Origin of the sequence: Paenibacillus sp. FSL K6-2393, from assembly GCF_038002545.1 — a bacterium.
Lineage (GTDB): Bacteria > Bacillota > Bacilli > Paenibacillales > Paenibacillaceae > Paenibacillus.
The window spans coordinates 3,157,675-3,184,673 of sequence record NZ_JBBOCU010000001.1; the positions used below are offsets into that span (position 1 = coordinate 3,157,675).

Here is a 26,999-nt window from a genome sequence, read left to right on the forward strand (position 1 = left end):
TAACGGAGAGGAAAGAAAAAACCTGAAAAAGCGAAGCGCTCGCCTTTATTCCCGGATTTCTCCTTCGGAGAAGTGAATCGATAAAATCTGGGGATAACAGCGATTGGAAGGTTGTTCTTTCATCGGAGTGTCTGTGTAAGAAATCGTTAAACACCGGAATATGCCATAAATCCGCCATCTACCGGAATGACTGTGCCAGTGACAAAGCCGGACTGTCTTTCATCCGCAAGCCACATTAATGTGCCAAGCAGGTCTTCCGGTTTGCCAAAGCGGCGCATGGGTGTATGCGCAATAATTTTACTGGAACGTTCCGTTGGTGAGCCGTCTGGTTGCAGTAATAGATTACGGTTTTGCTCGGTCAGGAAAAATCCGGGTGCAATAGCGTTGACACGAATACCGGATTCGGCCAGATGAACGGCGAGCCACTGCGTGAAGTTGTTAATGGCTGCCTTCGCAGCGCTGTAAGCTGGAACTTTCGTCATGGGAGATGGGGCGCTCATGGAAGAAATGTTTATGACAGTAGCGGGAACATCGCGCTCTATCATATGTTTTGCAAAGATCTGAGTGGGGATGAGAGAACCGACAAAATTCAGATCCATCACCTGACGAAATCCCTCTACACTTACATCGAAAAATGTAGTGACATCGCTCTTTTCCAGATCTTCCAATCTAAAAATTTCATTGGTGGTGTTGGCACTGGCGTTATTGCCACCGGCGCCATTAATCAGAATGTCGCATGGTCCAAGCTGTTCCAGTACAGCATCTGCCGCCGCTTGTACACTATCGGCCTGGGTTACGTCACAGGCAATAGCAATCGCTCTGCCACCGGCAGCTTCAATCGCAGCTACAACTTCCTGCCCCTTGGACACGGTGCGGTTCAGGATGGCTACACTTGCACCGTGCCGAGCGAGTTCTTCCGCCATGGAGCGGCATAGTACTCCAGCACCTCCGGTGATTACAGCCGTTCTGCCTTCGAGACGAGATGAGCGTTCATATTGACGTTCACTCATGCTTTTGCCCTCCTTTGCAGGGAATCCCAGACGCCCCAGAGATACATGATCCCCAAAGCCCGGTCATAGAGTCCATAGCCAGGTCGGCACTGTTCTCCCCAGAGATGACGACCGTGATCGGGTCTTGCATAACCTTCATAACCGATATCGTGATAAGCCTCAACAACCCCTGCAATATCAACACTGCCATCCTGACTGCGATGTGAGGTTTCAATAAAGTCGCCGTTATCGTATATTTTTACATTACGAATGTGGGCAAATGGAATCCGATCCTTGAACTCGTGTATCATCCCGATAATGTCATTATCAGCATTTGCTCCCAAAGAGCCACTGCATAACGTCACGCTGTTGTAAGGGCTATCATAAAGATTCAAATATTTCCGAACATTCTCCTGATTCGTAATAATCTTTGGTAATCCAAAGATTGGCCATGGCGGGTCATCCGGATGGATGGCCATTCGAATCCCCAGCCGTTCGGCTGTAGGCATAATCTCTTGCAGGAAATAACGTGCGTGCTCCCACATGTGATCCTCGGTTACATCCTTGTAGGCTTCGAACAAACCTGTTAAATACTGCAATCGTTCCGGTTCCCAACCTGGCATGGTGAGTGCGGAGTTTTCCGTAATGCGTCGAACGAGTTCCAGAGGTTCTATATCTGCGAGTTTACTGTGCTCATAGAAGAGGGCAGTTGAGCCATCCTCCATTTCCTTGTGCATATCCGTGCGAAGCCAGTCGAAGATGGGCATAAAGTTATAACAGATGACCTTCACACCAACCTGGGCAAGTTTCTCCATCGTTTTAATATAGTTCGCAATGTATTTATCCCTTGATGGCAAGCCCAACTTGATATCCTCATGGATGTTCACACTCTCAACGACATCCAGATGTAATCCGGCCTTGTCCGCTGCTGTTTTGACAGCGAGTATTTTGTCCATCGGCCATTCCTCGCCAGCAGGAACATCGTGCAGTGCCCACACAATACCTTCAACACCCGGAATCTGCCGGATATGATCCAGCGTTACCGTATCATTGCCTTCGCCAAACCAGCGAAAAACCATTCTCATCACGTTCACCTCATCATGAATAGTAGGAAGAAAAATTCAGTCATTGAAAATAGGAAGGATATGTATCCTGCAGGACAGCCAAATCGGTGACAGTTAAATGCAAATGTTCCTGCATCAGTCGCTCTGCTGTGTCGGCATCATGCTGCTGAATGGCCTTGACCATAGACCGGTGCTGTTCAATTAGGTGATCCCATTGGTGGTCCGAGGACAGGCGTAACATGCGACTTCGATTCAAATGTACATTCATCTGCTGGATAACAGTCCAGGTGTTGCTTTTGTTGCAGCCTGCAAAAAGAGTGCTATGGAATTCCTCATCCAATTGAAACATTCGTTCATCATCCGGTTTGACCCTGCATTCCTGTTGCCACGCAAGGTTCTGTTCAAGAGCTACCATATGTTCGTTCGGAAAGTTCTCGCAGGCGAGCCTGATTACGGCTCGTTCGAGCTGTTCACGCATGAACCGTGCTTCCTCAACGAGATCGACTTGAATCAGAGAGACGTATGTGCCACGCTGTGGATACACTTCCAGCAGACCTTCCTGAGCAAGCCTTACAAAACTTTCTCGAACAGGTGTCCGGCTGACCTGGAACTCAAGCGAAATTTCCTTCTCGGAAATAGCTGTTCCCGGAGGCATTTTTAGACTCAAAATGAGTTGTTTCAGCGTGAAGTAAACGACATCTCGCGTTGAGTAAGATTGCTTATTATTCATGGAAGACATACTGCTCGCAACAGGCAACAAACCGGCTTTGGATGATAACTTTGGGGTATATTCCACAACTTCAACTCCTTCATTGATATACTACCATACTTGTATGGTAGTATGGAAGCGCTTTATCCACATTATATTAAATTTAGTTGAAGGTTCACTTGCAGTTCAAGTGATTGAAGAGTACAATTCAGTTATTAGGTTCGAATGTTTAAACCAACAGACATCAAACAGAGAAAATATACGTAGAATAATGAAGAAGAAATAGTATAGAGGTGAACACCATGGGACAAAAAGCGATCAGCGTTTTTCAAACCTGTATCCCGTTATTTCAAGTATTAAGTGACAACCATCGTCAATCTATTTTGCTGACACTTACCGAGAAGGGCAGAATGACGGTGAATGAAATTACCGAACACTCCAGCCTATCCCGGCCAGCCATATCTCATCATCTCAAGCTGTTATTAGAGAAGGGGCTCATATCTGTGGAACAGAAGGGCACACAGCGATATTATTCGGCTTCATTGAATGCATCGGTGGAACTGCTGAAGGAACTGGTAGCTGCTTTGGAAGAAGAGTGTCTGTAGATTAATAGTGATAAAACATGCTTTTGCATGTGCCTTATAGGTTCGTAAGTTTAAACGCTTGATCAATAATGAATAGAGGAGTATGTATATATGACAACGACTATACAGGAAGTAACCAGTCAGGAAGTTGAACAGATTTTGGAGCAGCAACGACAATTCTTTCGTTCCGGGGCCACACGATCGGCAGAAGCTCGAATTGCCCGTCTGAACCAACTCAAGCAGGCGATTCAAAAGTATGAGACCAGACTGACTGAAGCTCTCTATCAGGATTTGGGCAAAAGTGAGTTTGAATCCTACACAACCGAGATCGGATTTATGATGGACAGCATCACACACACCATTCGTAAAGTGAATAAATGGGTGAAGCCCGTTAAAGTGAAAACGCAAATGGCACTCCTTGGTTCGAAAAGTTATATCATACCCGAACCCTACGGGGCAGTTCTCATTATCGGACCGTTTAATTATCCATTTCAACTCTTAATCGAACCATTGGTAGGTGCTATTGCGGCAGGCAACACAGCCGTGCTCAAAGCGTCAGAGAATACACCTGCGGTGTCCGCTGTTGTACGTGAAATGATTGCGAGCGTGTTCGAACCGGCATACGTACAAGTGCTTGACGGTGCTAAAGATACAACAACAGCACTGATTAACGCGCCATTCGACTATATCTTTTTTACAGGCAGTGTACCGGTAGGCAAGATTGTAATGGAGGCAGCTGCCAAAAATCTCGTTCCCGTTACGTTGGAACTGGGCGGTAAGAGTCCGGTCATTGTTGATGAACAGGCGGATATCAAAGTAGCAGCTGAGCGCATTATATGGGGCAAACTGCTCAATACAGGACAGACCTGTATCGCACCCGATTATTTACTCGTGCATGAGCGCGTGAAGGAAGCGTTAATTACGGAGATGAAAGCAGCGATTGTGTCCTTCTTTGGTTCGGATATCCAGCACAACAAGGACTATGGGCGAATCGTGAACAAGGGACATTTTAAACGGCTGACGACTTTGATTGAGCGGGATCAGGCCAAAGTGATATATGGGGGAGCTTCGGATGAGGAAGATCGCTTTATTGAACCTACACTGATTGATGCGGAGTCCTGGGATGCAGCAACGATGGAAGATGAGATTTTTGGACCAATTCTTCCGATCATTAGCTACCGTAACGTTGATGAAGCTATTGTAGAGATCGTAAAGCGGCCGAAACCACTCGCCTTGTATCTGTTTACTTCCGACACCCGGGTTCAGGACAAAGTGCTGCGCGAAGTTTCTTTTGGAGGCGGCTGCATTAACGATACCATCACGCATGTAGCGAATCCGCGTCTGCCGTTTGGCGGTGTTGGTCATTCCGGTGTTGGCTCGTATCATGGGCAGTACAGCTTCGAAACCTTCTCTCATCTCAAAAGTGTACTGAAAAAAAGCACCAAGTTGAATCTGCCGATTCTATATCCACCGTATGATAACAAGCTCAAGTTGATTAAGCGTTTGTTGAAATAAATAAGAAAGACAAAAAGCCTGCTACTGGACCTTATTCCAGAGCAGGCTGTTCCTGTCGGTAACGGGATGGTGACATGCCGGACCAGCGCTTGAATTGACGACTGAAATGAGCAATATCCTTATAACCAAGCATGACGGCAATATTCTGAACAGACAGCTTCGGATTGCCCAGAAGAAGCTTCGCTTCATGCAAAACCAACTGGGACAATACAGCACGGGGAGACTGACCGAACACCTGCTTGAACACGCGATTACAGTGAGAAGAACTGATGCCCAGCTCTGCTGCAATATCATCAATGCCATAGTGAGCGTTGGATTCGTGTCCCTGTTTGAATTGCTGACTCATCAGGCCTTGCAATCGATTACGAATCTGGTGGGCGAGTTCAATCTTCTCGTGTCCGTCGGTAAACCATTGTGCTGCCTCTTGCGATACCGCCTCCCACAGATGGCCAAATAGTTCAAATACCGCAGATTGCAGCTGCATACGCTGTACCATCGTATTTGCTGTTTCATCATCCGCAGATGACATCAATTTGCGCAAAACCGGCTCAATCTGCTGTGTAACCGGACTATCCGCACTGAATCGCACTTGTTTGATGCGTGCCAGCAACGATAGGAACAACTGATCATCAATGTCAAAATGCATGCAAAAATACGTAAATCCCTTGCCGTTATGGCTCTGGCTGGAATGAATGCTTCCCGGAGGAATCAGGAGCAGTTCGCCAGCCTTTTGAATGTATAGGGTACCATTCACCATCATGCGTTGCTCGCCTTCCGTGACATAATTCAATTCATATTGAGGGTGCTCATGCGCCGGATAATCCCAGTCCGTACCGACACTGCGTAAATGAATGGCGAACAGATTAACCGTTGTTTGCACATCTGGATAAAAAACTTCATGGACACTTTCTCCCAAAGTAGGAGGCAAATACGTTGAAGACATGGAAGATCCCCCTTTATTTAGAGGTTGTTCAAAAAGTGCGATTTTGAACACGCACTTATATCAAATGGAATGGTTTTGTGTAACCGCTTTAATCCATTATAGTCTATCAGCTTGATTTGGGTAAATATCCGATTGATTTGATCATGGTCTGAGGTGAAACCACGTGTTAGGATGGGGCTAATGAAAACGCATGCAAACCATTTTGAGAGGGGTTATGATTCGTGAGCACATCCAAATCCATCTTTTATAATGCACATCACGCACCGATTGGTGCTTTTGCGAGTTTTACACTGGGATACAAAGGAGCCAAAGGCGGGCTGGGTCTTGAACTTGGCAAGCCGGCAGACCAGAATGTATATATTGGATTACAATCTCGCGATGGCGACAATTATCAGGCACTTCCTTTTTATGAAGCTTCCCAGGATGAGAGCAGCCGCTATGATGTAGAGAAGTTGGAGAATGGGGACCCGGCGTCGACAACAGCATCCAAAGTTCCACAACCTCTTATTACAGCTTTTCGCGATGAAGATATTACCCGTGAATTCACCTCAGGTACGGATACGTGGACTGCTGGAGATCTGACGTTCCGTATCTACTCGCCTGTACGTCCAGTACCTGATCCAACGAATGGGGATCGCGAAGAATTAATGGATGCACTCGTACCTGCCGTATTGGTTGAGATGACGATTGACAATACGCAAGGTCAACAACCACGCAAAGCCTACTTTGGCTATCAGGGCAATGATCCGTACTCTGCGATGCGTCTGATTGGGGGACCGGAAGGTGGCTCCATCACAGGTGTGGGACAAGGTCGACTTACAGCAATTATGTCAGCAGATGACGGACTGTGGCCCGCACGCGGATTTACGTTGGAGAAGCTCTTGCAGGAGAAACATCGGGAGAATTTGGCATTTGGACTTGGCTCAACCGCTGCACTACTGATGGAGGTGCCGGCTGGAGAGAAACGTACGTATCAATTCGCAGTATGTTTCTATCGTGGGGGCATTGTGACGACTGGAATGGACACAACGTATTGGTATACGCGGTACTTCTCCGATATTCAGGCAGCAGGAGAGTATGCACTACAACGCTTCAGTGAGTTGACCGCATCCTGTGGAGAGGTTGAACAGCGCCTTGGATCGGCTGCTTTGACCGAAGATCAATCATTCATGCTGGCTCATTCCATTCACAGCTATTATGCCAGTACTCAACTGCTGGATGCCGATGGTGAGCCACTCTGGGTGGTGAACGAAGGGGAGTATCGGATGATGAACACACTTGATCTGACAGCTGATCAGTTGTACTTCGAGCTTGCCTTGAATCCATGGACGGTGCGTAATGAGCTGGAGTGGTTTGTGAAAAGATACAGTTATACGGATCAGGTTCGTTTCCCGGGGGAAGAAAAGTTATATCCGGGGGGAATTACCTTTACCCATGATATTGGTGTTGCCAATGTGTTCTCACGCCCTGGACACTCGGCATATGAACTGGTTGGCATTGACGACTGCTTCTCACAGATGAGTCACGAAGAACTGGTGAACTGGCTCTGCTGCGCGACAGTGTACATTGAACAGACACAGGATCAAGCTTTTGTGAAAAACATGTTGCCTGTTATCCAGGATTGCTTCGAAAGTATGCTTAATCGTGACCATCCCGACGCTGAGCAGCGTAACGGTCTGATGGGTCTGGATAGCAGCCGTACTCAAGGTGGAGCGGAGATTACAACCTACGACAGCCTGGATGTGTCACTTGGACAGTCTCGCAACAATATCTATCTGGCGGGCAAATGCTGGGCGGTCTATGTTGCATTGGAGAAGTTGTTCGCAACGGAGAAGTTGGCCGATCTGTCACATCAAGCAGGTCTTCAAGCGGATCGCTGCGCTGCCAGTATTGCTGCACAGTTGACTGATGGCGGCTACATTCCAGCTGTTATTGCAGAAAATAATGATTCTCGAATCATTCCGGCAATTGAAGGTCTGGTGTTCCCGTACTTTACAGGCTGTGAAGCAGCACTGGATGTCAATGGTCGGTTTGGACCTTATCTGAAAGCACTCCAAACTCATCTGAAGACGGTTCTTGTACCGGGAACATGCCTGTTCGAAGATGGAGGCTGGAAACTGTCCTCAACAAGTAATAACTCGTGGTTAAGCAAAATCTATTTGTCCCAGTTTATCGCTAGAGAGCTGCTAGATGTGGAATGGGATGAGACAGGCAAGGCAGCAGACGCGGCGCATGTCAACTGGCTGCTGCATCCGGAGGAATCTTACTGGTGCTGGAGCGACCAGATCCTGTCAGGTGTGGCGGTTGGCAGCAAGTACTATCCGCGTGGTGTAACGTCGATTCTATGGTTACTCGAAGGAAAAGGGAATCACCTTACGCAGATCTATGCCAGTAAGGAGGCGGTACAATGAACCAATCCGTCGTTCAAACTGCCTTGTCAGGTCCACAGTACGATGCGTGGCTGGGGTATCACTCCGAATTGCCAAGAGCGAATGGACTTGCCCAAAAGACGGCTCCTGCGTGGAGCAAGCTGATACTCGCGGAAGAGAACCATGGAGTAATCACAACAGCTCTGACCGAACTTTCACGAGGACTGGAGAAGTTGTATGGCGTGAAACCGTCGGTCAGTCATCTGTCTGATACTCAGCAAAGTGAGCGGGACAATAACGCTTCCGCTCCCGCGATACGAATCGGTACTTGGACAGGAAGCAATTCGGTGGCTGGTTCGTTCAGTGAGAAAGAGCGTTCAACTGTTCAAGGAGAAGGGTACATCATTCGTGAGAACGAGACCGAGGGTGTACTGGTCATTGGTTCAGAGACTCCCCAAGGTGTGTTGTATGGTGCATTTCATCTGCTTCGGGAACTGACAATGGATCAAGGAATTGCAAGTAAGGCGGATGACGCTGTGAGTAAGTGGAGCTTCATTACAGAGCAGCCTACCAATGCACTACGGATGATTAATCAGTGGGATAACGTGGACGGCAGCATTGAACGTGGTTACGCAGGAGAATCCATTTTCTATGATAACGGGGAATTTACGCTGGACTTGGGACGTATCAGAGATTATGCACGCCTGCTTGCTTCGACGGGTATCAATGCCATATCGATCAACAACGTCAATGTACACCGCCGTGAGAGTCTGTTTCTGACCGAACGTTATCTTAGTGATGTGGCGAAAGTTGCCGCTGAATTCAGAGCATATGGCATTCGATTGTTCCTGAGCGCCAACTACGCGAGTCCGATTGAGATTGGTGGATTACGTACGGCTGATCCGCTGGATGCGCAGGTACGGGAATGGTGGAACATTCAAACGGCCAAGGTGTACGCAGCGATTCCGGATTTTGGTGGTTACCTGATCAAAGCAGACTCCGAGAATCGTCCGGGACCATTCACGTATAACCGTGATCATGCCGATGGTGCGAACATGTTGGCTGAAGCCCTTCGGCCATTCGGTGGATTGGTCATCTGGCGTTGCTTTGTCTATAACTGCAAGCAGGACTGGCGGGATCGTTCCACTGACCGTGCACGTGCAGCATATGACCACTTTACGCCGCTGGATGGACGTTTTGCCGACAATGTCATTTTGCAGATCAAAAACGGGCCGATGGACTTTCAGGTGAGAGAGGCGGTATCCCCGCTGTTCGGCGCCATGGAAAATACCAATCAGGTGATTGAATTTCAAATTACACAGGAGTATACCGGGCAACAACGTCATCTCTGTTATCTGGTTCCCCAGTGGAAAGAAGTATTGGACTTTGACACATACGCCAAAGGCGAAGGTTCAGAGATCAAGCGAATCGCGGACGGTTCTCTGTATAAACGACCATACAGTGGCTTCGCCGCAGTATCCAATATTGGTGCAGATGCCTGTTGGACAGGACATCCACTCGCGCAGGCGAATCTATATGGATACGGAAGACTTGCGTGGAACCCGGAGCTGTCCGCGGAAGAGATTGCCGATGAGTGGGTGAGACTCACATTTGGACATGAAGACGAAGTTGTGCGGCAGGTTACGGGCATGCTTTTGACTTCACTAGATATCTATGAGAATTATACGGCGCCTCTCGGTGTAGGTTGGATGGTTAATCCGGAACATCATTACGGGCCGAATGTAGATGGATACGAGTATTCCAAATGGGGAACGTATCACTTTGCCGATTGTCATGGTATTGGTGTAGATCGAACCGTGAACAGCGGTACAGGATACACTTCACAGTATCACCCTGAGAATGCTGATCGTTATGAGTCCGTAGACACCTGTCCGGATGAGCTGATCTTATTTTTCCATCACGTGCCGTACACCCATGTTCTGCATTCGGGTAAAACGGTCATTCAGCATATTTATGATACACACTTTGAAGGTGTTGCGCAGGCAGAGGCCTTAGCCGAGACATGGAGAGGGCTGGAGGGTAAAATCGACCCGGTTATTTTCAGTAAAGTTGCTTCATTACAGGACAGTCAGGCCGAACATGCGAAGGAATGGCGAGACATGATCAATACGTACTTCTATCGGAAGAGCGGCATTGCGGATGAACAAGGTCGAACAATCTATTGATTGGTGATATGAAGATAGAAGATACCTTGTTTTCTTTGTTGTAGAATAGACAGCATGGACATACATGAGGAGGAGAACCGTATGGGACAACATCAACTGCCCGAGACCATGAAAGCTGCTGTCATGACAGAGCCAGGACACATCATTATTGAGGAACAACCCGTCCCGCAACCGGCAGCAAATGAGGTGTTAATCCAGGTGATGGCTGTTGGGGTGTGTGGCTCGGATGTGCATTATTTTGAACATGGACGTATTGGCAGATTTGTGGTGGAGAAACCGATCATTCTGGGTCATGAGTGTGCGGGGATCATTGCTGCTGTTGGCTCGAACGTATCACGTCTGAAAACAGGGGATCGGGTTGCTATTGAGCCTGGGGTGACTTGCGGGCGTTGCTCGGCATGCAAGGAAGGTCGTTATAACCTGTGTCCGGATGTACAATTTCTAGCGACCCCTCCGGTGGATGGGGCATTTGTACAATACATGGTGATACGTGAAGATATGGTATTCCCGATCCCGGATCATCTGTCTTATGAGGAAGCAGCTATGAACGAGCCATTCTCTGTTGGTATTCACGCTGCACGCCGCAGCAAACTGGCTCCGGGTACAACCCTGGCGATTATGGGTATGGGTCCCGTTGGACTCATGGCCGTGGCTGCTGCCAAATCTTTCGGTGTAGAGAAGATCATTGTAACCGATCTGGAGGAAGTTAGGCTGGAAGCCGCTCGCCGCATGGGTGCCACTCATACCATTAATGTGCGTAATGAAGATGCGCTGGCTGTGATTCGCGAGTTAACAGGTGGTGTGGGTGTGGATACCGCATGGGAAACAGCGGGGAATCCAAAGGCGCTACAATCTGCTCTGTATTCACTTCGACGTGGAGGCAAACTTGCGATTGTGGGCCTGCCTGCACAGGACGAGATCGCACTCAATGTTCCATTTATTGCGGACAATGAAGTTGATATCTATGGCATATTCCGTTATGCCAATACGTATCCGGCAGGAATTGAGTTCCTGAGCTCCGGTCAGCATGACGTGATGTCCCTGATTACAGATCGTTATTCACTCGAAGAGACACAGCAAGCGATGGAGCGCGCATTACACAATAAAAGCGGCAGTCTGAAGGTCATGGTATATCCAAACGGTATGTAAGAACAGCCTGGAAAGAGTCCTGCGGTTCAGGACTCTTTTTTTGTTTTTTTGCAAAAAAGTATGGGTCAAGCTCCCATAACATGGTATAATTCATGAAGATTTTAATATATAAATGGATACACACCATATTGGTGAATAAGTACTTAGCGAAAGGAACTGAAGGTTGTGAGAGTACATGAATTTATGATACACGCTGATTTTCATCGGGATGATCTGATGTCGGTATCTTCTCAAGCGTCACGTTTTTCCTCGGATATTATTTTGTCGTATATGGAGTCTGAGCATGAGCATCGTGTAGATGTCAAAAGCCTGCTTGGAATGGCGTTACTTCCCATTCGATATGGTAGTGTTGTCAGATTACAGACAAGGGGCAGGGATGAACTGGAGGCTTTGGAGTACATGTTGAATGTACTGGAGAAAGGGACGGCGTAACACCTGATTAGGTGCAAAATCACAGATATCATATTTTTTTTAGCTATTCCTCAAATCCTGCTGGTACTTTGTCCAAAAAAAGAGTATAATAAAATTTAGTTTGATTCTAAAGAAGTACCCATATTAAAGGAGTGTAAATAGATTATGCCAAAAGTTGACATCCATCCAAAGACACAACTCGTAATTTTTTACGATGCAAGTGCTGATTTCAAATTCCTGAGTTCTTCCACGAAGTTCTCTAACGAAACTATGGAATGGGAAGACGGTAACTCTTACCCAGTAATCCGTGTGGACACTAGTTCCGCATCCCACCCGTTCTTCACTGGTAAACAAAGAAACGTGGATATCGGTGGCCGTGTTGATAAATTTAACCGTAAATACAACATCAACAAATAAGTTTGTCCATACATTACAAAAAACCTCGGGATTTGTCCTGAGGTTTTTTTGTGTATATATTCAGGGTAAAGGCTAGTGAATTTTACTTGAAATTAATATTTGTAACTATATAAATTGAGATAAAATTTACACAAAACGGAGAGGACAGAAAGAAACTGAAGAAGCGGAGCTAAAAGCTTTCTATGGAAAGCTACTTCGTAAGCATAAACTCGCCTTTATCCCCGGATTTAACCTTTATAGAAGGAATCGAAAAAATCTGGGGATAACAGCGATCGGAAGGTTGTTCTGTCATCGAAGTGACCAGTGTAAATATTCCTTAGTTCAATTTATATAGAAATATCCATTTCATAAAAATTAATTCAGCCAATTATTGCGCTTACAACACATTCGGATGTACACTAGGAAACAGAGTAAGAACATATTGGAGGAGGAAATAGAGATGAGCAGCATCACACATATGGTAACGTTTACACTTTACGCGGGTAAAGATACACCGGAGGCAGAAGCCTTTTTAAAGGAAAGTTCGGATGCACTGGCTGTCATTCCTGGGGTAGAGCAATTTCAGGTTCTGAGACAGGTAAGTGAAAAGAATGAGTTTGACTACAGCTTCTCGATGGTCTTTGCAGATCAGGCTGCGTATGATGCATACAACAATCACCCGGTTCACCGTCAATATGTAGAAGATCGTTGGGAAAAGGAAGTCAGTCGCTTCCAGGAAATTGATCTCATTCAACATCATAATTAATAGTCTCCACATATAGGAAAAAGGTTGAACTACCATATACAGCATTGAACAATGCTGTATATCCCTCTGAATAATGCGTAATTAATAAACAAAAATAACACATTTCGAAATCGTTTTCGACTATTTCGACCAAATGAATTCTAGGAGGTTTTCGCTGTTATGCAATTGGATCTCTCAGGAAAAACGGCTCTGGTTACAGGCGCAACCGGACAACTGGGGAGAGTCATCGCCCGCACGTTGGCAGCCTGTGGCGCCAATCTGGCTCTACATTACATAAATAATGATACCAAGGCTCGGGAGCTTCAAGGTGAGATTGAAGCACTCGGTCGTAAGGCTGTAATTGTACAGGGGGATATTACAAAGCAGGATACAGCATTTCGGATGCGTGATGAAATTCAGTCTGTCCTCGGCGGAGTGGATATCGTTGTTGCCAATGCAGTCATTCAATATGAATGGACAACGGTGTTGGAACAGTCTCCTGAAGATTACTTGAGCCAGTTCGAATCCTGTGTCATGCAGAGTGTGTATCTTGCCAAAGCTTTCATTCCACATATGCAAAGTATCAGAGCCGGTCGCTTCATTGGTATCAATACGGAATGTGCAATGCAAAACTTCGCTCACCAATCGGCCTACACCGCTGGTAAGCGTGGAATGGATGGCGTGTATCGCGTACTTGCCAAGGAGGTTGGCGAGTATCAGATTACCGTAAACCAGGTTGCACCTGGATGGACAATTAGTGAACGTGATCGGTCCAGTGAGCCTGGACATGATGAGGCATATACGCGTACCGTGCCGCTGAAGCGCAGGGGTGAAGATCAAGAAATTGCCAATGCGGTAGCTTTTCTCGCTTCGGATCTGTCGTCATTTATTACGGGTGCCTACATCCCTGTAAGTGGTGGCAATGTGATGCCTGCTATCTAGTGTCTAATTTGGATTCGGGAATCCACATGAAATAACAATAAACCTAGTTTAACCGTAATCCGTTTGTCATTCGACAAGCGGATTTTTTGGCATTTTGCTAACAATGAAATAACGGTTCAAGGGGCAGTTTTTTGTTTCATATATCCAGACATACATATGAGTTGGTTCGGTTTTCGAAAGATTGGGGTATAAGAATAGGTATATTAACAGAGTGGAAACATAATCAAAATGAGCAATTAAAGGAGACCCATCACTTATGAAAAAAACAGTCGCGGACGTTCTGGTTGAATCCTTATTGAACGCTGGCATCAAACGCATATATGGCATTGTTGGAGACTCCTTGAATGCGGTACTCGACTCCATTCGTCGTTCGGGCAAGATCGAGTGGATTCATGTACGTCATGAAGAAGTAGCTGCATTTGCTGCTGGGGCGGACGCTCAGGTCAGTGGAAGTATCGCTGTCTGCGCAGGTAGCAGTGGTCCTGGTAATATGCATCTGATTAATGGTCTGTACGACTGTCACCGCAATCGTGTTCCTGTACTCGCTATCGCTGCACATATCCCAAGTGACGAGATTGGCAGTGAATATTTTCAGGCGACGCATCCGGAGTATCTGTTTCAGGAATGTAGTGATTATTGTGAAGTCATTACAACAGCAAAACAGATGCCGCGTTCTCTGACGATGGCCATTCAGACAGCAGTCGCACGTTCAGGTGTGTCCGTCGTTGTATTGCCGGGGGATGTAGCAGGACTTGAAGCAGCGGATCTTCCTGTGCCTGAGCATGTGTATCACGCAACCAACCCCGTGGTACATCCTTCTGAGCCGGAACTCGTGAAACTGGCGGAGTATCTGAATCAAGGCAAAAAAATTACGTTATTGTGCGGTGCAGGCTGCGCGGGCGCTCGGGAGCCCCTTATGCAGCTCTGTGATCGCTTGAAATCCCCGATGGTTATTGCACTACGAGGCAAGGAATATTTGGAGTATGACAACCCCTATTCCGTGGGTCTTACGGGTCTAATTGGGTATTCATCCGGTTATCATGCCATGATGGACTGTGATGTACTACTGATGCTGGGAACGGATTTCCCATATCGTCAATTCTATCCCGAAGATGCGAAAGTCCTTCAGGTCGACATTCAATCTTCCCATCTGGGTCGGCGCACGAAGCTGGATTACGGCGTATGTGGGGATGTGAAAGCGACCATTGAAACTTTGCTTCCTTATCTGACAGAGGAACACAGTGACAAACATTTGCGTAAAAGTGTGGATCGTTATGTGAAAGTACGCAAAGATCTGGACGAGCTGGCCGTTGGAAAACCGGGTAAAAAGCCCATCCATCCGCAGTACCTGACCAAGGTTATTAGTGATGCCGCAGCTGAAAATGCCATCTTCACCTGTGATGTCGGTACTCCGACAGTATGGGCGGCCCGTTATATCGAGATGAGCCGCAACCGCAGGCTGCTTGGTTCATTCAGTCATGGTACGATGGCCAATGCCCTTCCACAAGCAATTGGTGCTCAGGTCGCTGATCCAGGCAGACAAGTCATCTCGTTATCGGGTGATGGTGGTATTACGATGCTGATGGGTGATCTGTTGACACTGAAACAGCATAATCTGCCGATCAAAGTTGTGGTGTTTAATAATGGAGCACTCGGTTTTGTTGAGTTGGAGATGAAAGCTGCCGGATTCCTGGAATCGGGAACAGAGCTTGTAAATCCCAACTTTGCGATGGTTGCTCAAGCCATGGGCATGGAAGGTATTCGGGTTGAAGATCCGGGTGAACTTGAAGGAGCTGTGCAGCGTGCGCTTCAGCATGATGGTCCTGTACTGATTGATGTGGTGGTGAACCGTCAGGAATTGTCTTTACCTCCGAAGATTGATATCAAACAGGCTGAAGGATTCACGTTATGGATGATGAAAGCCGTGCTGAACGGACGCGGGGACGAAATTATTGAATTAGCAAAAACCAATCTGCTAAGATAGCCGTTTCGATAAAGCGGAAATGCACCGTGTGAAGTTGTAGAGATACCGACTTTCAAAGTATTGTTTATGTAAAAGAGGTAAAAGAGGAGCACGTGACAAGACATTATCGTTGCGTGCTTCTTGAATAGAATGCTGAAAATGTGACATGTAATATAGTATGAATACATATTATATGATTTGTTTTTATGTCGAAAGTCTATTAGAATAGGTAAAGTCAGGAAGGTTTTATGCCATTTTTGACCTACATATTGCATCATTGCATGTACGTACGTTTCATATCGTATTCATCGATCCAATCACAAGATGACACACACACATGGAGGAGATCAACATGAGTCACGCAGGAAAAGTAGCCATTATTACTGGAGCAGGAAGTGGATTGGGCCAAGCAGCAGCGCTAAAGCTGGCTGAGAAGGGCGCATCCATTGTCGTTGTGGATCTTGTCGAAGAGACAGGTCTTGAAACCGTTAAGCAGATTGAGAAGCTGGGAAGTAAAGCTATTTTTGTACAAGCAGATGTGAGTAAAGCACCTGAAGTTGAGAATTATGTGAAAAAAGCAGTCGAAGAGTTCGGACGAATCGACATGTTCTTTAATAATGCAGGGATTGCAGGTCCTGGGATCAAGCTGATTGAACATACGATTGAGCAGTTTGACCAGATTATTGATATTAACCTGAGAAGTGTATTCTACGGGTTGAAGTATGTAATTACTGAAATGCTCAAAACAGGTGGAGGTTCCATTCTAAATACAGCCTCCACAGCCGGTATTGTTGGTGTACCCGCGGTTGCACCTTACGCAGCAACCAAACATGGCGTGGTGGGTTTGACCCGCACAGCTGCAATTGAATATGGCAAGGACAACATTCGTGTAAATGCGATTGCTCCAGGTACAATTGAGACGCCGATGGTTGTTCAGTTTGGTAAAGACAACCCTGAAGTGTTCAAGGCAACCGTTGATAGCATTCCATCTGGACGCCTTGGCAGACCGGAAGAGATCGCTAACCTGGTTTCCTTCCTGCTTGGAGATGAAGCGCCGTATATTAATGGTGCAGTATATCCGATCGATGGTGCAGTTACGGCCCAATAAGAGTTCAGCTTATCGGCAATAAAATAGCTGTTAAAATGTTTAAAGAGAGGTCACTGTATGCGTACAGAGCCTCTCTTTTTAATTTCTCTTTTATACTACGCATAGTACTGCGAATCCATATCAGGCAACGTTGTGTGATGCATTGGTTTGTTTACTTTTCGTAGATGCTGAACGGTACGAACTTATGACGATGATAACGGCAATAACGACCCCGACAGCCCCAATCCAGGTGATGGATGACAATGAGACGCTGCTTACTGCGATGCCACCAATCCCTGCTCCGGCGGCCATAGCTAATTGCATGACCGAACTATTCAGACTAAGCATAATACCTGAGGATTCGGGAGCCATAGTCACGAGGTTATACTGCTGAGTTGGACCCGAGGACCACGCGGCAAAAGACCACAAAATCAGAACAAGCAAGACAGCGAGATGAGAGCTTGCCGTTATATTCAACAGAAGCAGACTCACGATATGCAACGTCATGCCTGTGATCAGTGTTCGTTTGACACCCCATCTGTCAGCGCTGAATCCTCCAACTTTTGAACCGATCAGACTTGCTATGCCAAATGCGAGTAAAGCTGAACTGAGTAGTGCTTCGCTCATTCTTGAAATGGATACAAGGTAAGGTGAAATATACGTGTAGGCAATGGAATACCCACCTAACCAGAAAAAGGTCACCAGCAGTGCCAGTACAATTCGTGGCTGTTTGAGCAAAGACAGTTGATTCTTCAGCGGAACAGGCGCTTCTGCTTTGGAAGGCGGAATGGCGGCCGCGATCACCAGCATGGCGAGAATGCCAAGAACGGCGATACCGGCAAAAACGAGCTTCCAATCCCAAGATGCAGCCACAAGCCTTCCGAGAGGAACGCCAACAATCAAAGAAGCCGTAAATCCAGTGATTACTGTGGCGATTGCACTAGCTTGTTTGCCCTCAGCCGCTATTTGGGAAGCAACCGTTAATGCCGTGACAACAACAACGCCCGCCCCTAAAGCCATCAACACGCGTGCTGCGACGAACAGTCCATAACCCGGCAACAGATAGGCAAGAACATTAGCCACAACGAATAGACCGAGGAAGTATAGCAACAGCTTGCGACGGTCCCAGCGCGAAGTCAGTGCAATAATGACAGGTGTACCTAGCGCATATACGAGTGAAAAAATCGTAATGAGCTGTCCGGCAGCGATTAAAGAGATATTCATGGTATCTGCAATGCGATCCAAAATGCCGGCAATGACATATTCGGACGTTCCTACAAGGAAGCTGACCAAGGCAAGAACATAGATTTTGAGCGTAGAAGAAGACATGGAAACATAACCTCTTTCTAATTGTAATTATTATATTTTTAGAAATATAGAAATAAAGACGATAGAACAAGAAATGAACTCTCTGAATGCACCCTATCTGCGCGAATGGTAATGTTACAACCTAGATAATGAATATTTGATATAAGCGTAAACTTAGGTGACCTAGTGCTACTAATAAATGTTAAGGTACTGTTTCAATATTTCTAATTATATAGAAATATAACTCAAATTTTTTATTTATTTAGCAGATAGGGAACAAACTTTTGTGCAGTCTCCGTGTTTAGGCTGTAGTAGATATACGTACCTTTCTTCTGCGATGTAAGCAGGCCACAATCCGATAGCTGTTTCAGGTGATGAGACAGAGTCGATAGGGCAACCGTAACAAGGCGGCTCTCCAGATCGGCGGGACACAGGTTGCTTTCGCTCGATAAAATCTGAATGATTTTGTAGCGTGTTTGCTCGCCCAGCGCTTTATGAATTTTGACGACTTGTTCAATCTCATTCGAGTTTGATTGCATCATGATCCGTCCTTTCGTCTTTATTTCTTATTTCTAGTAATATAGAAATAACAGTAGCATATGTCGTTAGAAAAGTAAACTCTCGGTGAAGATTCCACACTTTCTACTGCGTCTGTGTTAACAGCCGAAAGTCTGGAGTAACTTCCCCGGAGAGTTATGTGAGTTGTATATTACCGATCTAGGGAATCAACATAGTCTTTGGCTTCCTTCAACGAAAGACCTCGGGCTTCACGCAGTCGTTTGATCGCCATAATTTTTTTCCCTTGTTGTATAAGTGTAAGCAGTTCCTGATCCAGATCCGATTGGGCTGGTTGGCTTGTGTGAGATGTTTCCTTCGGCGACAATGTGTAATTGAAGTCAGAGCGGGCGCTGACTGTTGAACCGTTCTCCAGACGCTCCACATCACTTTTCAATTCATTTAATTGGCGTTGCAGACTGGTGACTCTGACCAGTAACACAAGGATCAGAAGCAGCAGAACGATCCATACCAAGGTGTTCATTTCCATGATGTCATGTGCCTCGCTTTCATTTATTCATATTTAGCTATTATTTAAGTTGAACCGGGATTTCCTTGACACCACGAACAATCATGCCAGGTCTCCATTCCAGTTCATTCACATCTGCCTGAAGCTGTATATTTGGAAAACGATTCAGAAGTGTGCTGACTGCAATCTCACCTTCCAGACGAGCGAGCGGTGCTCCCAGGCAGAGATGAATGCCTTTGCCAAAAGCCAGATGCGAACTTTTTTCGCGGGTAATGTCGAAGATATCAGCATCCTTAAACTGCTGTTCGTCCCGGTTGGCGGAACCAAGCGCAACAATGACAAGTTCACCTTGAGCGATATGCTCTCCACGGAATTCAATATCTTCCAGAGCCCAGCGAGATGTGCTGAACTCCAAAGGCCCGTTATAACGAAGCATCTCTTCAATGGCATTGTGAATAAGCTCAGGCTGCTTGATGAGCAGTTCGCGTTGCTCTGGATGCTCCAGTAGGGCGAGAATCCCATTGCCGATGAGATTAACAGTTGTTTCATGACCGGCAATGATTAATAAGGAGACCACGCCAAGCAGTTCTTGTTCAGTTAACTGCTGCCCGGATTCTTCTGCAATGACAAGCTGGCTGATCAGATCAGTGCCGGGATCTCGGCGAACTTTCGCAAACCAGGCCGTAAGGTAATCCGTAAACTCCCTTGCATGCTGCTCAAACAGCTCAGCGCTCTCGGCTGTGGAAGCATCGATTACCGTATTGGACCACAAGCGGAATTTGTCACGATCCTCAAGAGGTACTCCCAGAATTTCACTAATGACAATGATAGGCAGCGGGAAGGCAAAGTCATCGATCAGATTCATTTTTTCCTGTGACGGGAGGTTGTCCAGCAGTTCATCAGCAATGTCCCGAATATGGCTTCGCATGTCTGCGACCAGTTTGGGTGTGAATGCTTTCTGCACAAGTCCCCGAAGACGTCTATGATCTGGCGGATCGGAGAACAACATATTATTCGAGAAGATGCTTTGATTGTCAGCGCCGTAACGTCGGACCATGTCTTTGCTGAATCGAGGATCTTTCAGAATCTGGACTGCATCCTCGTATCGGGTAATAATCCAGCCGAATTCCCCATGAGGAAACATGACTCTGAAAACGGGCTCATCTTTTCTTAACTTTTCATACACCGGGTAAGGGTTATGCGTGAATTCTTTCGTGAAAAACGCTGGCTTTGAGGACTCGTTGAGTTCATTCGGGTTCAAATGTAATATCTCCTCTCATATTCCTGCATAATACCTGCACCCTCTATATATTCAATACACAAGCTTTTGAAACCTTGTTTTTTCTTCATATGGATGATAGAGCAGGAAAATAGAGGAAGATGGAAGAAGACATGGTAGAGAGAATCGATTATTATGCTTGCTAAAAATGAAAATGAGGTGAAGGCTGACATGTCTTACGCACAACTTCCTTTGCATCACCACCAGATTCCGGCAAGTCGAATGGTTCTTGGCTGTATGCGGTTTGGGGGTGAATGGGATGGGCTCCCCATTACTTCCGATCTTGTCGTAGAAGGTCATCGAGCGGTAGAAGCAGCTATCGAAATCGGCATTAATCACTTTGATCTGGCGGATATTTACACACGTGGTAAGGCAGAGCATGTCTTGGGGCGAGTTTTATCCGAAACTCCCGGCTTGCGTGAGCAGATCATTATACAGTCGAAGTGTGGTATACGTCTTGTGGGTGATGATGAAGGACCGCAGCGTTATGACACCTCAGGTGCACATATCCTGGCGAGTGTGGACGGTATCCTGGAACGGCTCGGCATCGATTATCTGGATATTTTGCTGTTACATCGTCCTGATCCACTTGCCCATCCGCAAGAGATTGGAGACGCACTGGCTGAGCTGCATCATTCCGGTAAAGTGCGCCATTTTGGAGTGTCCAACATGGGTTCTGAACAGATTCGTTTTCTTCAGCTTCATAGTAAAGTACCTCTGATTGTGAATCAGCTGGAGATGAGTCTGGATAAAATCGGATTCGTAGAAGCCGGTGTGACAGTTAATCGGCCGCAAGCCAGAGACAACGTATTTCCTTATGGCACGATGGAATATTGTCAGGCAGAGCATATTCAACTGCAGGCTTGGGGTCCACTTGCTCAAGGACGATTTACTGGCAGGGTAGTTGAGGGACAGCGTCCTGAAATTGAGCATACGGCTCAATTGGTTGATCGAATGGCTAAGGAGCGTGGAGTTACACCGGAGTCTATTGTACTGGCTTGGTTAATGAAGCATCCAGCAGGGATACAACCTGTCATTGGTTCGATTCGACCAGAACGTATTCTGGCCTGTCGTGATGCAATAAATATTGAGCTTACCCGTTATGAGTGGTACGAGCTGTATTCCGCCTCATGCGGGCGTAGAATGTAAGTAGGGAATTCTGAGAGAGTGGTTCGTTTCGATCAAAATTCATAGATATTGGGTGAAATTTGAACATATAAGAAGACACAAGCTGCTGATGGCCTGTGTCTTCTTTGTAATAATGGGCTTCATTTGGTTGAAACACATGATCGAAAGTGTAATGAATCCTAAGGTCATATGGCCTACAATGCGTTTGCATGGGTAATAAGCATGCTGATTCGGAGCCGAAAACAGTGTTTAGGCACGGTTGTAAGGATAATTCACCTTCATATTTGTGCTAGAGACTATGTCCATGGACTTAGGAAGAGTGCTGATAAGAAGGACGTTTCAACCATTTTTATCGTTTTACCGGGTAGTTGTTCGAGGGCTGTGATAAAATGATAGGAATAAGAACATACGATCTGTTTACGTGAGAGGAGACACCTTGACGATGGAGATGCTTAAACCACCCGCCGAGACATTATACGAGGTTGAATTACGTGCGCTGCGAGAGGAAGATCAGGGGAAACGTCCCCCGAACTGGCTGTTATCTCCCGCCTATGTGCGCGATTTTATTATAGGCAGGGATAAGCCTGCGTTATTAAATGGAGAAGAGATCACGATTACCCGCAAATTCTATGGCAATGACGTGTTAATTGAACGTGCCGTGGTTACTCTGGCAGGCAATCGAGGATTAATGCTCGTGGGAGAACCCGGGACAGCCAAGACCATGCTTAGCGAACTGCTGACCGCAGCGATCTCCGGTACCAGTCTAAACACGATTCAAGGTACAGCAGGCACGACGGAAGACATGATCAAGTACTCATGGAATTACGCCATGCTGCTTGATAAAGGCCCTTCGGAAGCTGCGCTTGTGCCATCACCGTTATATAACGGCATGAAGAAAGGAATTCTTACCCGTTTTGAAGAGATTACACGTTGTCCGGCTGAAGCGCAGGATAGTCTGATCAGTATTCTCAGTGACAAGGTCATGAGCATCCCGGAACTGGATGGCGGTGTGCTGTTTGCCCAACCGGGATTTAACGTCATTGCTACAGCCAATATTCGCGATAAAGGTGTTAACGAAATGAGTGGTGCATTGAAACGCCGGTTCAATTTTGAAACGATCAAGCCCATTCATAACGTAAAGATGGAAGCCAAAATTATTGAGTCCCAGGCACGAAGCCTGTTATTACATAGTGGAATTGATATTGACATTAACCCGGACGTGGTTGAATTGCTGGCTACAACATTTATGGAACTGCGCACCGGCATGACACGCGAAGGCTACAAACTTGACACCCCTCAAGCATCCATGAGTACGGCGGAAGCGGTGTCTGTCTATGTTCAGAGTGCGATGACTTCCTATTATTACGAAGATAAGGCTATTGCGCTGGATCGGCTGGTGCAGAACATGCTGGGGACCATTGCAAAGGAAAACGACAAGGATCTTTCCATTCTCAAAACCTATTTCTCTAAGGTCGTAAAAGAGCGTTCCAGAGAAGAGGGAATGTGGAAGAACTATTATGAGGAGAGAAAATGGATCGGTTAACAGCGGTACTGGACTCTGATGTTGAGCAGTTACAATCCTTGTTCGAATCCCAGGTATATAACCTGAGTAATCATACGGTCTATTATCCTATTAGACACCATAGCCCTGCATGTTCGTATCACTTGTTACGATTAATTGAGGAGTACAAGCCAGATATCATTTTGATTGAAGGACCGGAGAGCGGTAATCCATTAATTTCGGTGCTGAGTGATGAGGCAACCTTACCTCCTGTCAGTCTGTACTATACCTATGAGAGTGAATTGGAGAGAGAAGCCTGCTATTATCCGATGCTTCGGTATTCACCTGAATATGTAGCTTTGAAAGAAGCAAAACGCCTGAACATTCCGGCGAAGTTTATTGATTTGGACTATCAACACTTCTCCACTCGTGCATCCAAATCCGGCCAGACAGAACAAAAGGAGATCTCCATTCAGGACGAAACCTTGCTTGCGGGCTCTGACTTCATTAACCGTTTGTGTCAAAAAACAAACTGCCGCAGTTTTGATGAATTGTGGGAAAAGGTGTTTGAGATCGGTGGCCTGGAGAAGTCTACTGAGGAATTCGTGCAGGATGTATTCACGTATTGTACCTTATCCCGAATGTGTTATTCCACGGAACGATTACAGTCTTCAGGTGATCTGGCAAGAGAAGCATATATGAAACAACATATTAATCAAGCGGTGCAGGAGCATGACCGTGTGCTTGTCATTACCGGTGGATTTCATACGTATGGACTGTTGATGTCAGAGAAACATGAATCGGAATTGGAACAGCCAGAAATGGATAAACGGCATACAGACCGACGTTTGGATGGACAAGGTAAACCAGGAACGTCTCAACAAAGTGCGGTTAATCCAGACACGGTTCACCAACAAATGTACCCGATGGTCTATACCTTTGCTGAAGCGGATCGGCTCAATGGATATGCGAGCGGCATGCCTTATGTAAATTATTACGATCAGATCTGGAACCAGCTGCTTCGCAAAAAGAGTACACCGTATAATCTAACGGCTCTGGACTTGTTATCCCGGCTGATGCGCCAATTAAGGGATGGTCACGAACATGTATCAACGAGTGATGCGATTGAGGCGTACAGCATGATTCAAGGTCTTGCCGGGCTTCGGGGTAAAAGGGAAGGCGGCGTCTATGAGTTGATGGATGCAGCACTCTCTTCCTTTGTGAAGGGGGAGCTTACCTTGGCGACCGATAAACCGCTGCAAGAGCTGCAGCAGTTATTGACTGGAGACGTCATTGGAAGCGTGGCTCCCAATTCATTCAGTATTCCCATCGTGGAGGACTTCAAGGCGCGTTGTACAGAGTACAAACTGCAGATTCGTACAACAGGTCAACACAAGAAAGTTCTGGATCTGTATGCGAAACCGGAGCATCGTCAGATAAGCCAATTGATTCAATGCATCACCTATCTGGTTCCGGAATTTGCGAAACGGCAATCGGGGCCGGACTGGATCGCAGAGCGTGATATGAATCTTGTTCGCGAAACCTGGATTTATATGTACTCATCCCGTATTGAAGCCAGATTGATAGAAAACTCTCTTTATGGCGGAACGCTTGCTGGAGCGGCTACACGCAAAATGGAAGAACAGATGCAAGAAATACCGGATCATCATAGCGGTGAACTTGCCCGACTCATGCTTCAAGCGTTACTCATGGGGCTTCAGGACACTGCGATGAAACTCTATGAACAGGTGCGCTCGGCGCTGAGAACCGACGGGAATTTCCTATCCTTATGTAACAGCCTGCATGTCTTGAACCGAATTCATCAACACCGCAGGTTGCTGGGATTATCTGACGAGCAACATCTCCCTGACCTGGTATCCGAAGCTTATAGGAACGCCGTGGACAAGTTGTTACAGCTCTCCAGAGCTAACCCGGATGAACATGAAGCCATTATTCAAGGATTGAAGCTGCTAGCCATGCTCGCAGAGTCATCGGAGGGGTATTTTCAGGATGAGACATTCCGAATACAGCTGAATGAGCTTCTGTCGGATCACCAGCTTCCGGCTCAGCTGGAGGGTGTATGTGTGGCTATTTCCTCAGGGCTCGGTGACAGGCCCAGAGATGAGATTGTTGATCGTGCTCGTGGTTATATCCATGGTACACCGGATCAGACCCGTCAAACCGCACTTTTTTTACAGGGAGTATTCACTGTAGCACGTGACGCTTTTTTATATGAAGATCAGCTGTTGTCCGAGTTGAATTATCTGATTGAACAGCTTTCATACGACGACTTCATCAGTATGGTACCGGAATTGCGGTTGGCATTCACCTACTTTACACCAATGGAAACGGGCTTGATTGCCGAACGGGTGGCGAGTCTGCATCAGGTTGAGCCAGAGGAAATGTTGAGGCCTGCGGTTGATGAGCAGATGCTGACTCAGTCCAAAGCATGGGACGAAGCGCTTCGAAAGGAGTTTGCCGCATGGAAGCTAATATGAATGAAGCGAATCGGAGAACGGACGATATCAGAGAAATCAATGAAAGTTCCAATCCGGATGGAAGCAACCGAGGGGATCAACATTCTGCTGAAACCTTAAATCGATGGCGTCTGATTCTTGGTGAATCGTCCGAAGAAGGGTTGTGTAATACAGACCAATATACGTCGGCTGAATTTCAATATACGGAAATCGATGAGATTCTGGGGTATCTGTATAACCGTGAATACGGTGAAGAACAAGGTTACCGAAAAGAGGGAGGACGCGGTGCATCTAATCTGACTGTACCAAAATGGCTGCACAAAGTCAGGGACCTATTCCCCAAACCAACGGTAGAAATATTGGAGAAACAGGCGCTTGACCGCTATGGGCTGACAGAATTGTTAACAGACAAAAAGTTGCTTGAATCCCTTGAACCCAACATGAATCTGCTCAAGAACATTATGCAGTTCAAAGGACGGATGAAAGGTGAGGTGTTAAAGAGCGCCAAGGAGATCGTGCGAACCGTGGTTGAAGAGCTACGCAGCAAGCTGGAGTCTCAGACCCGAGCGAGTATCATGGGCAAGCGCAGTCGCTATACCTCGAGTTCAGTTCGATCCTTGCGCAATCTGAATTTCAAGCGAACTATCACCAAGAATTTGAAGAATTACGATAAAAACAAGCGCAGGTTTGTGATTGATCGTCTGTATTTCGACGGGAATATACAGCCCCATAACAAGTGGAACATCATCATTGGTGTAGACGAAAGTGGCAGTATGCTGGATTCAGTCATCTACAGTTCGGTGATGGCCAGCATCTTCTATCGCTTGAATGCGTTGCGCACGAAATTATTCATATTTGATACGCAGGTTGTTGATCTGAGCGACAGACTGGAAGACCCCGTAGACGTGCTCATGAATGTACAGCTCGGTGGGGGGACACATATTACCAAAGCGTTGCGATATGGCGAGACGTTAATCGATAATCCGGGCAAAACCATCTTTATTCTGGTCAGTGATCTGGAGGAAGGGTACCCGATCGCGCAGATGTACAAAGCCTGTAAAGATATCATCGATGCAGGATGCAAATTGCTGGTTCTCACCGCGCTCGATTTTTACGGGGATTCAGTCTATAACAAACATGCCGCACAGACATTAACCAATATGGGGGCACATGTAGCAGCAATTACGCCTAACGAACTCGCGGATTGGATTGGCGAGATTATCACTTAAA

23 protein-coding genes are annotated in these 26,999 nt (G+C 46.5%); 15 read left to right on the top strand and 8 right to left on the bottom strand.

Translation table 11 applies throughout. The features are described from left to right. Window positions 1-146: 146 nt before the first annotated feature. Genes MHI14_RS14110 through MHI14_RS14120 form a run of 3 tightly spaced genes read right to left on the bottom strand, consistent with a single transcriptional unit; the run spans window position 147 to window position 2,792 of the window. Complete coding sequence (locus tag MHI14_RS14110; protein ID WP_091029632.1) at window positions 147-1,010, bottom strand: SDR family oxidoreductase; 864 nt, start codon at window positions 1,008-1,010, stop codon at window positions 147-149. Beyond that, the gene (gene uxuA, locus MHI14_RS14115) at window positions 1,007-2,074 is read right to left on the bottom strand and encodes a mannonate dehydratase (RefSeq protein WP_289389412.1); all 1,068 of its coding nucleotides are present in this window, start codon (window positions 2,072-2,074) and stop codon (window positions 1,007-1,009) included. The genes MHI14_RS14110 and uxuA overlap by 4 nt, the downstream gene beginning before the upstream one ends. Before the next feature lie 40 nt (window positions 2,075-2,114). After that, complete coding sequence (locus tag MHI14_RS14120; RefSeq protein ID WP_133385983.1) at window positions 2,115-2,792, bottom strand: GntR family transcriptional regulator; 678 nt, start codon at window positions 2,790-2,792, stop codon at window positions 2,115-2,117. 272 nt (window positions 2,793-3,064) lie between these two features. Here MHI14_RS14120 and MHI14_RS14125 point away from each other — a divergent pair, with 272 nt between their 5' ends. Together MHI14_RS14125 and MHI14_RS14130 are read left to right on the top strand one after the other, a co-directional pair. Further along, complete coding sequence (locus MHI14_RS14125; RefSeq protein WP_091029636.1) at window positions 3,065-3,367, top strand: ArsR/SmtB family transcription factor; 303 nt, start codon at window positions 3,065-3,067, stop codon at window positions 3,365-3,367. A gap of 90 nt (window positions 3,368-3,457) precedes the next feature. Next, window positions 3,458-4,861 (top strand): aldehyde dehydrogenase, encoded by a 1,404-nt coding sequence (locus MHI14_RS14130; protein WP_339309656.1) that lies wholly within the window; start codon window positions 3,458-3,460, stop codon window positions 4,859-4,861. 31 nt (window positions 4,862-4,892) lie between these two features. On the opposite strand, the gene MHI14_RS14135 is transcribed toward MHI14_RS14130, so the two are convergent. Beyond that, entirely contained in the window at window positions 4,893-5,804 is a 912-nt protein-coding gene (locus MHI14_RS14135) for an AraC family transcriptional regulator (RefSeq protein ID WP_133385099.1), read from the bottom strand. A 221-nt stretch (window positions 5,805-6,025) separates the two neighbouring features. Here MHI14_RS14135 and MHI14_RS14140 point away from each other — a divergent pair, with 221 nt between their 5' ends. From MHI14_RS14140 to MHI14_RS14180, 9 genes are all read left to right on the top strand, one after another. Beyond that, window positions 6,026-8,215 (top strand): glycoside hydrolase family 52 protein, encoded by a 2,190-nt coding sequence (locus MHI14_RS14140; protein WP_339309655.1) that lies wholly within the window; start codon window positions 6,026-6,028, stop codon window positions 8,213-8,215. Further along, complete coding sequence (locus MHI14_RS14145; RefSeq protein ID WP_341130563.1) at window positions 8,212-10,359, top strand: alpha-glucuronidase family glycosyl hydrolase; 2,148 nt, start codon at window positions 8,212-8,214, stop codon at window positions 10,357-10,359. The genes MHI14_RS14140 and MHI14_RS14145 overlap by 4 nt, the downstream gene beginning before the upstream one ends. 81 nt (window positions 10,360-10,440) lie before the next feature. Next, the gene (locus MHI14_RS14150) at window positions 10,441-11,508 is read left to right on the top strand and encodes an NAD(P)-dependent alcohol dehydrogenase (RefSeq protein ID WP_249912551.1); all 1,068 of its coding nucleotides are present in this window, start codon (window positions 10,441-10,443) and stop codon (window positions 11,506-11,508) included. A gap of 165 nt (window positions 11,509-11,673) precedes the next feature. Next, window positions 11,674-11,940 carry an HPr family phosphocarrier protein gene (locus tag MHI14_RS14155; protein ID WP_026081056.1) on the top strand — a complete coding sequence of 89 codons (267 nt, stop codon included), beginning with the start codon at window positions 11,674-11,676 and terminating at the stop codon, window positions 11,938-11,940. 144 nt (window positions 11,941-12,084) lie between these two features. After that, a complete protein-coding gene (locus MHI14_RS14160) occupies window positions 12,085-12,336 on the top strand; it encodes a type B 50S ribosomal protein L31 (RefSeq protein WP_062834756.1) in 252 nt (83 codons plus the stop codon). A 439-nt stretch (window positions 12,337-12,775) separates the two neighbouring features. Beyond that, window positions 12,776-13,081 carry a Dabb family protein gene (locus MHI14_RS14165; RefSeq protein WP_091029652.1) on the top strand — a complete coding sequence of 102 codons (306 nt, stop codon included), beginning with the start codon at window positions 12,776-12,778 and terminating at the stop codon, window positions 13,079-13,081. A 159-nt stretch (window positions 13,082-13,240) separates the two neighbouring features. Then, window positions 13,241-14,002: an SDR family NAD(P)-dependent oxidoreductase gene (locus MHI14_RS14170; protein WP_133385095.1), complete on the top strand. Its 762-nt coding sequence runs from the start codon at window positions 13,241-13,243 to the stop codon at window positions 14,000-14,002. A 256-nt stretch (window positions 14,003-14,258) separates the two neighbouring features. Then, complete coding sequence (poxB, locus tag MHI14_RS14175) at window positions 14,259-15,986, top strand: ubiquinone-dependent pyruvate dehydrogenase (protein WP_133385094.1); 1,728 nt, start codon at window positions 14,259-14,261, stop codon at window positions 15,984-15,986. Window positions 15,987-16,317: 331 nt separating this feature from the next. Beyond that, window positions 16,318-17,073, top strand: a complete 756-nt coding sequence (locus MHI14_RS14180; protein ID WP_062834752.1) for an SDR family NAD(P)-dependent oxidoreductase — start codon at window positions 16,318-16,320, stop codon at window positions 17,071-17,073. Between the two features lie 120 nt (window positions 17,074-17,193). Here the strand turns inward: MHI14_RS14180 and MHI14_RS14185 are convergent, their stop codons facing one another. The 4 genes from MHI14_RS14185 to MHI14_RS14200 form a co-directional block, all read right to left on the bottom strand. Continuing rightward, window positions 17,194-18,381, bottom strand: a complete 1,188-nt coding sequence (locus tag MHI14_RS14185) for an MFS transporter (protein WP_289389404.1) — start codon at window positions 18,379-18,381, stop codon at window positions 17,194-17,196. Between the two features lie 233 nt (window positions 18,382-18,614). Further along, window positions 18,615-18,899 carry an ArsR/SmtB family transcription factor gene (locus MHI14_RS14190; RefSeq protein ID WP_176872808.1) on the bottom strand — a complete coding sequence of 95 codons (285 nt, stop codon included), beginning with the start codon at window positions 18,897-18,899 and terminating at the stop codon, window positions 18,615-18,617. Window positions 18,900-19,069: 170 nt separating this feature from the next. Then, window positions 19,070-19,399 carry a ribosomal protein L7/L12 gene (locus tag MHI14_RS14195; protein WP_341130564.1) on the bottom strand — a complete coding sequence of 110 codons (330 nt, stop codon included), beginning with the start codon at window positions 19,397-19,399 and terminating at the stop codon, window positions 19,070-19,072. Window positions 19,400-19,445: 46 nt separating this feature from the next. Continuing rightward, on the bottom strand, window positions 19,446-20,645 hold the full coding sequence (locus MHI14_RS14200; protein ID WP_341130565.1) for a cytochrome P450 family protein: 1,200 nt from the start codon (window positions 20,643-20,645) through the stop codon (window positions 19,446-19,448). A gap of 153 nt (window positions 20,646-20,798) precedes the next feature. On the opposite strand from MHI14_RS14200, the gene MHI14_RS14205 reads away from it, so the two are divergent. The 4 genes from MHI14_RS14205 to MHI14_RS14220 all read left to right on the top strand — a co-directional run bounded on the left by MHI14_RS14205 (window position 20,799) and on the right by MHI14_RS14220 (window position 26,998). Continuing rightward, complete coding sequence (locus MHI14_RS14205) at window positions 20,799-21,812, top strand: aldo/keto reductase (RefSeq protein WP_445670340.1); 1,014 nt, start codon at window positions 20,799-20,801, stop codon at window positions 21,810-21,812. A 421-nt stretch (window positions 21,813-22,233) separates the two neighbouring features. Then, window positions 22,234-23,334, top strand: a complete 1,101-nt coding sequence (locus MHI14_RS14210; protein ID WP_341130566.1) for an ATP-binding protein — start codon at window positions 22,234-22,236, stop codon at window positions 23,332-23,334. Then, window positions 23,322-25,790 (top strand): DUF5682 family protein, encoded by a 2,469-nt coding sequence (locus tag MHI14_RS14215; protein ID WP_341130567.1) that lies wholly within the window; start codon window positions 23,322-23,324, stop codon window positions 25,788-25,790. Before MHI14_RS14210 ends, MHI14_RS14215 begins: the two co-directional genes overlap by 13 nt. Next, complete coding sequence (locus tag MHI14_RS14220) at window positions 25,775-26,998, top strand: VWA domain-containing protein (protein ID WP_341130568.1); 1,224 nt, start codon at window positions 25,775-25,777, stop codon at window positions 26,996-26,998. Before MHI14_RS14215 ends, MHI14_RS14220 begins: the two co-directional genes overlap by 16 nt. Window position 26,999: the final 1 nt, after the last annotated feature.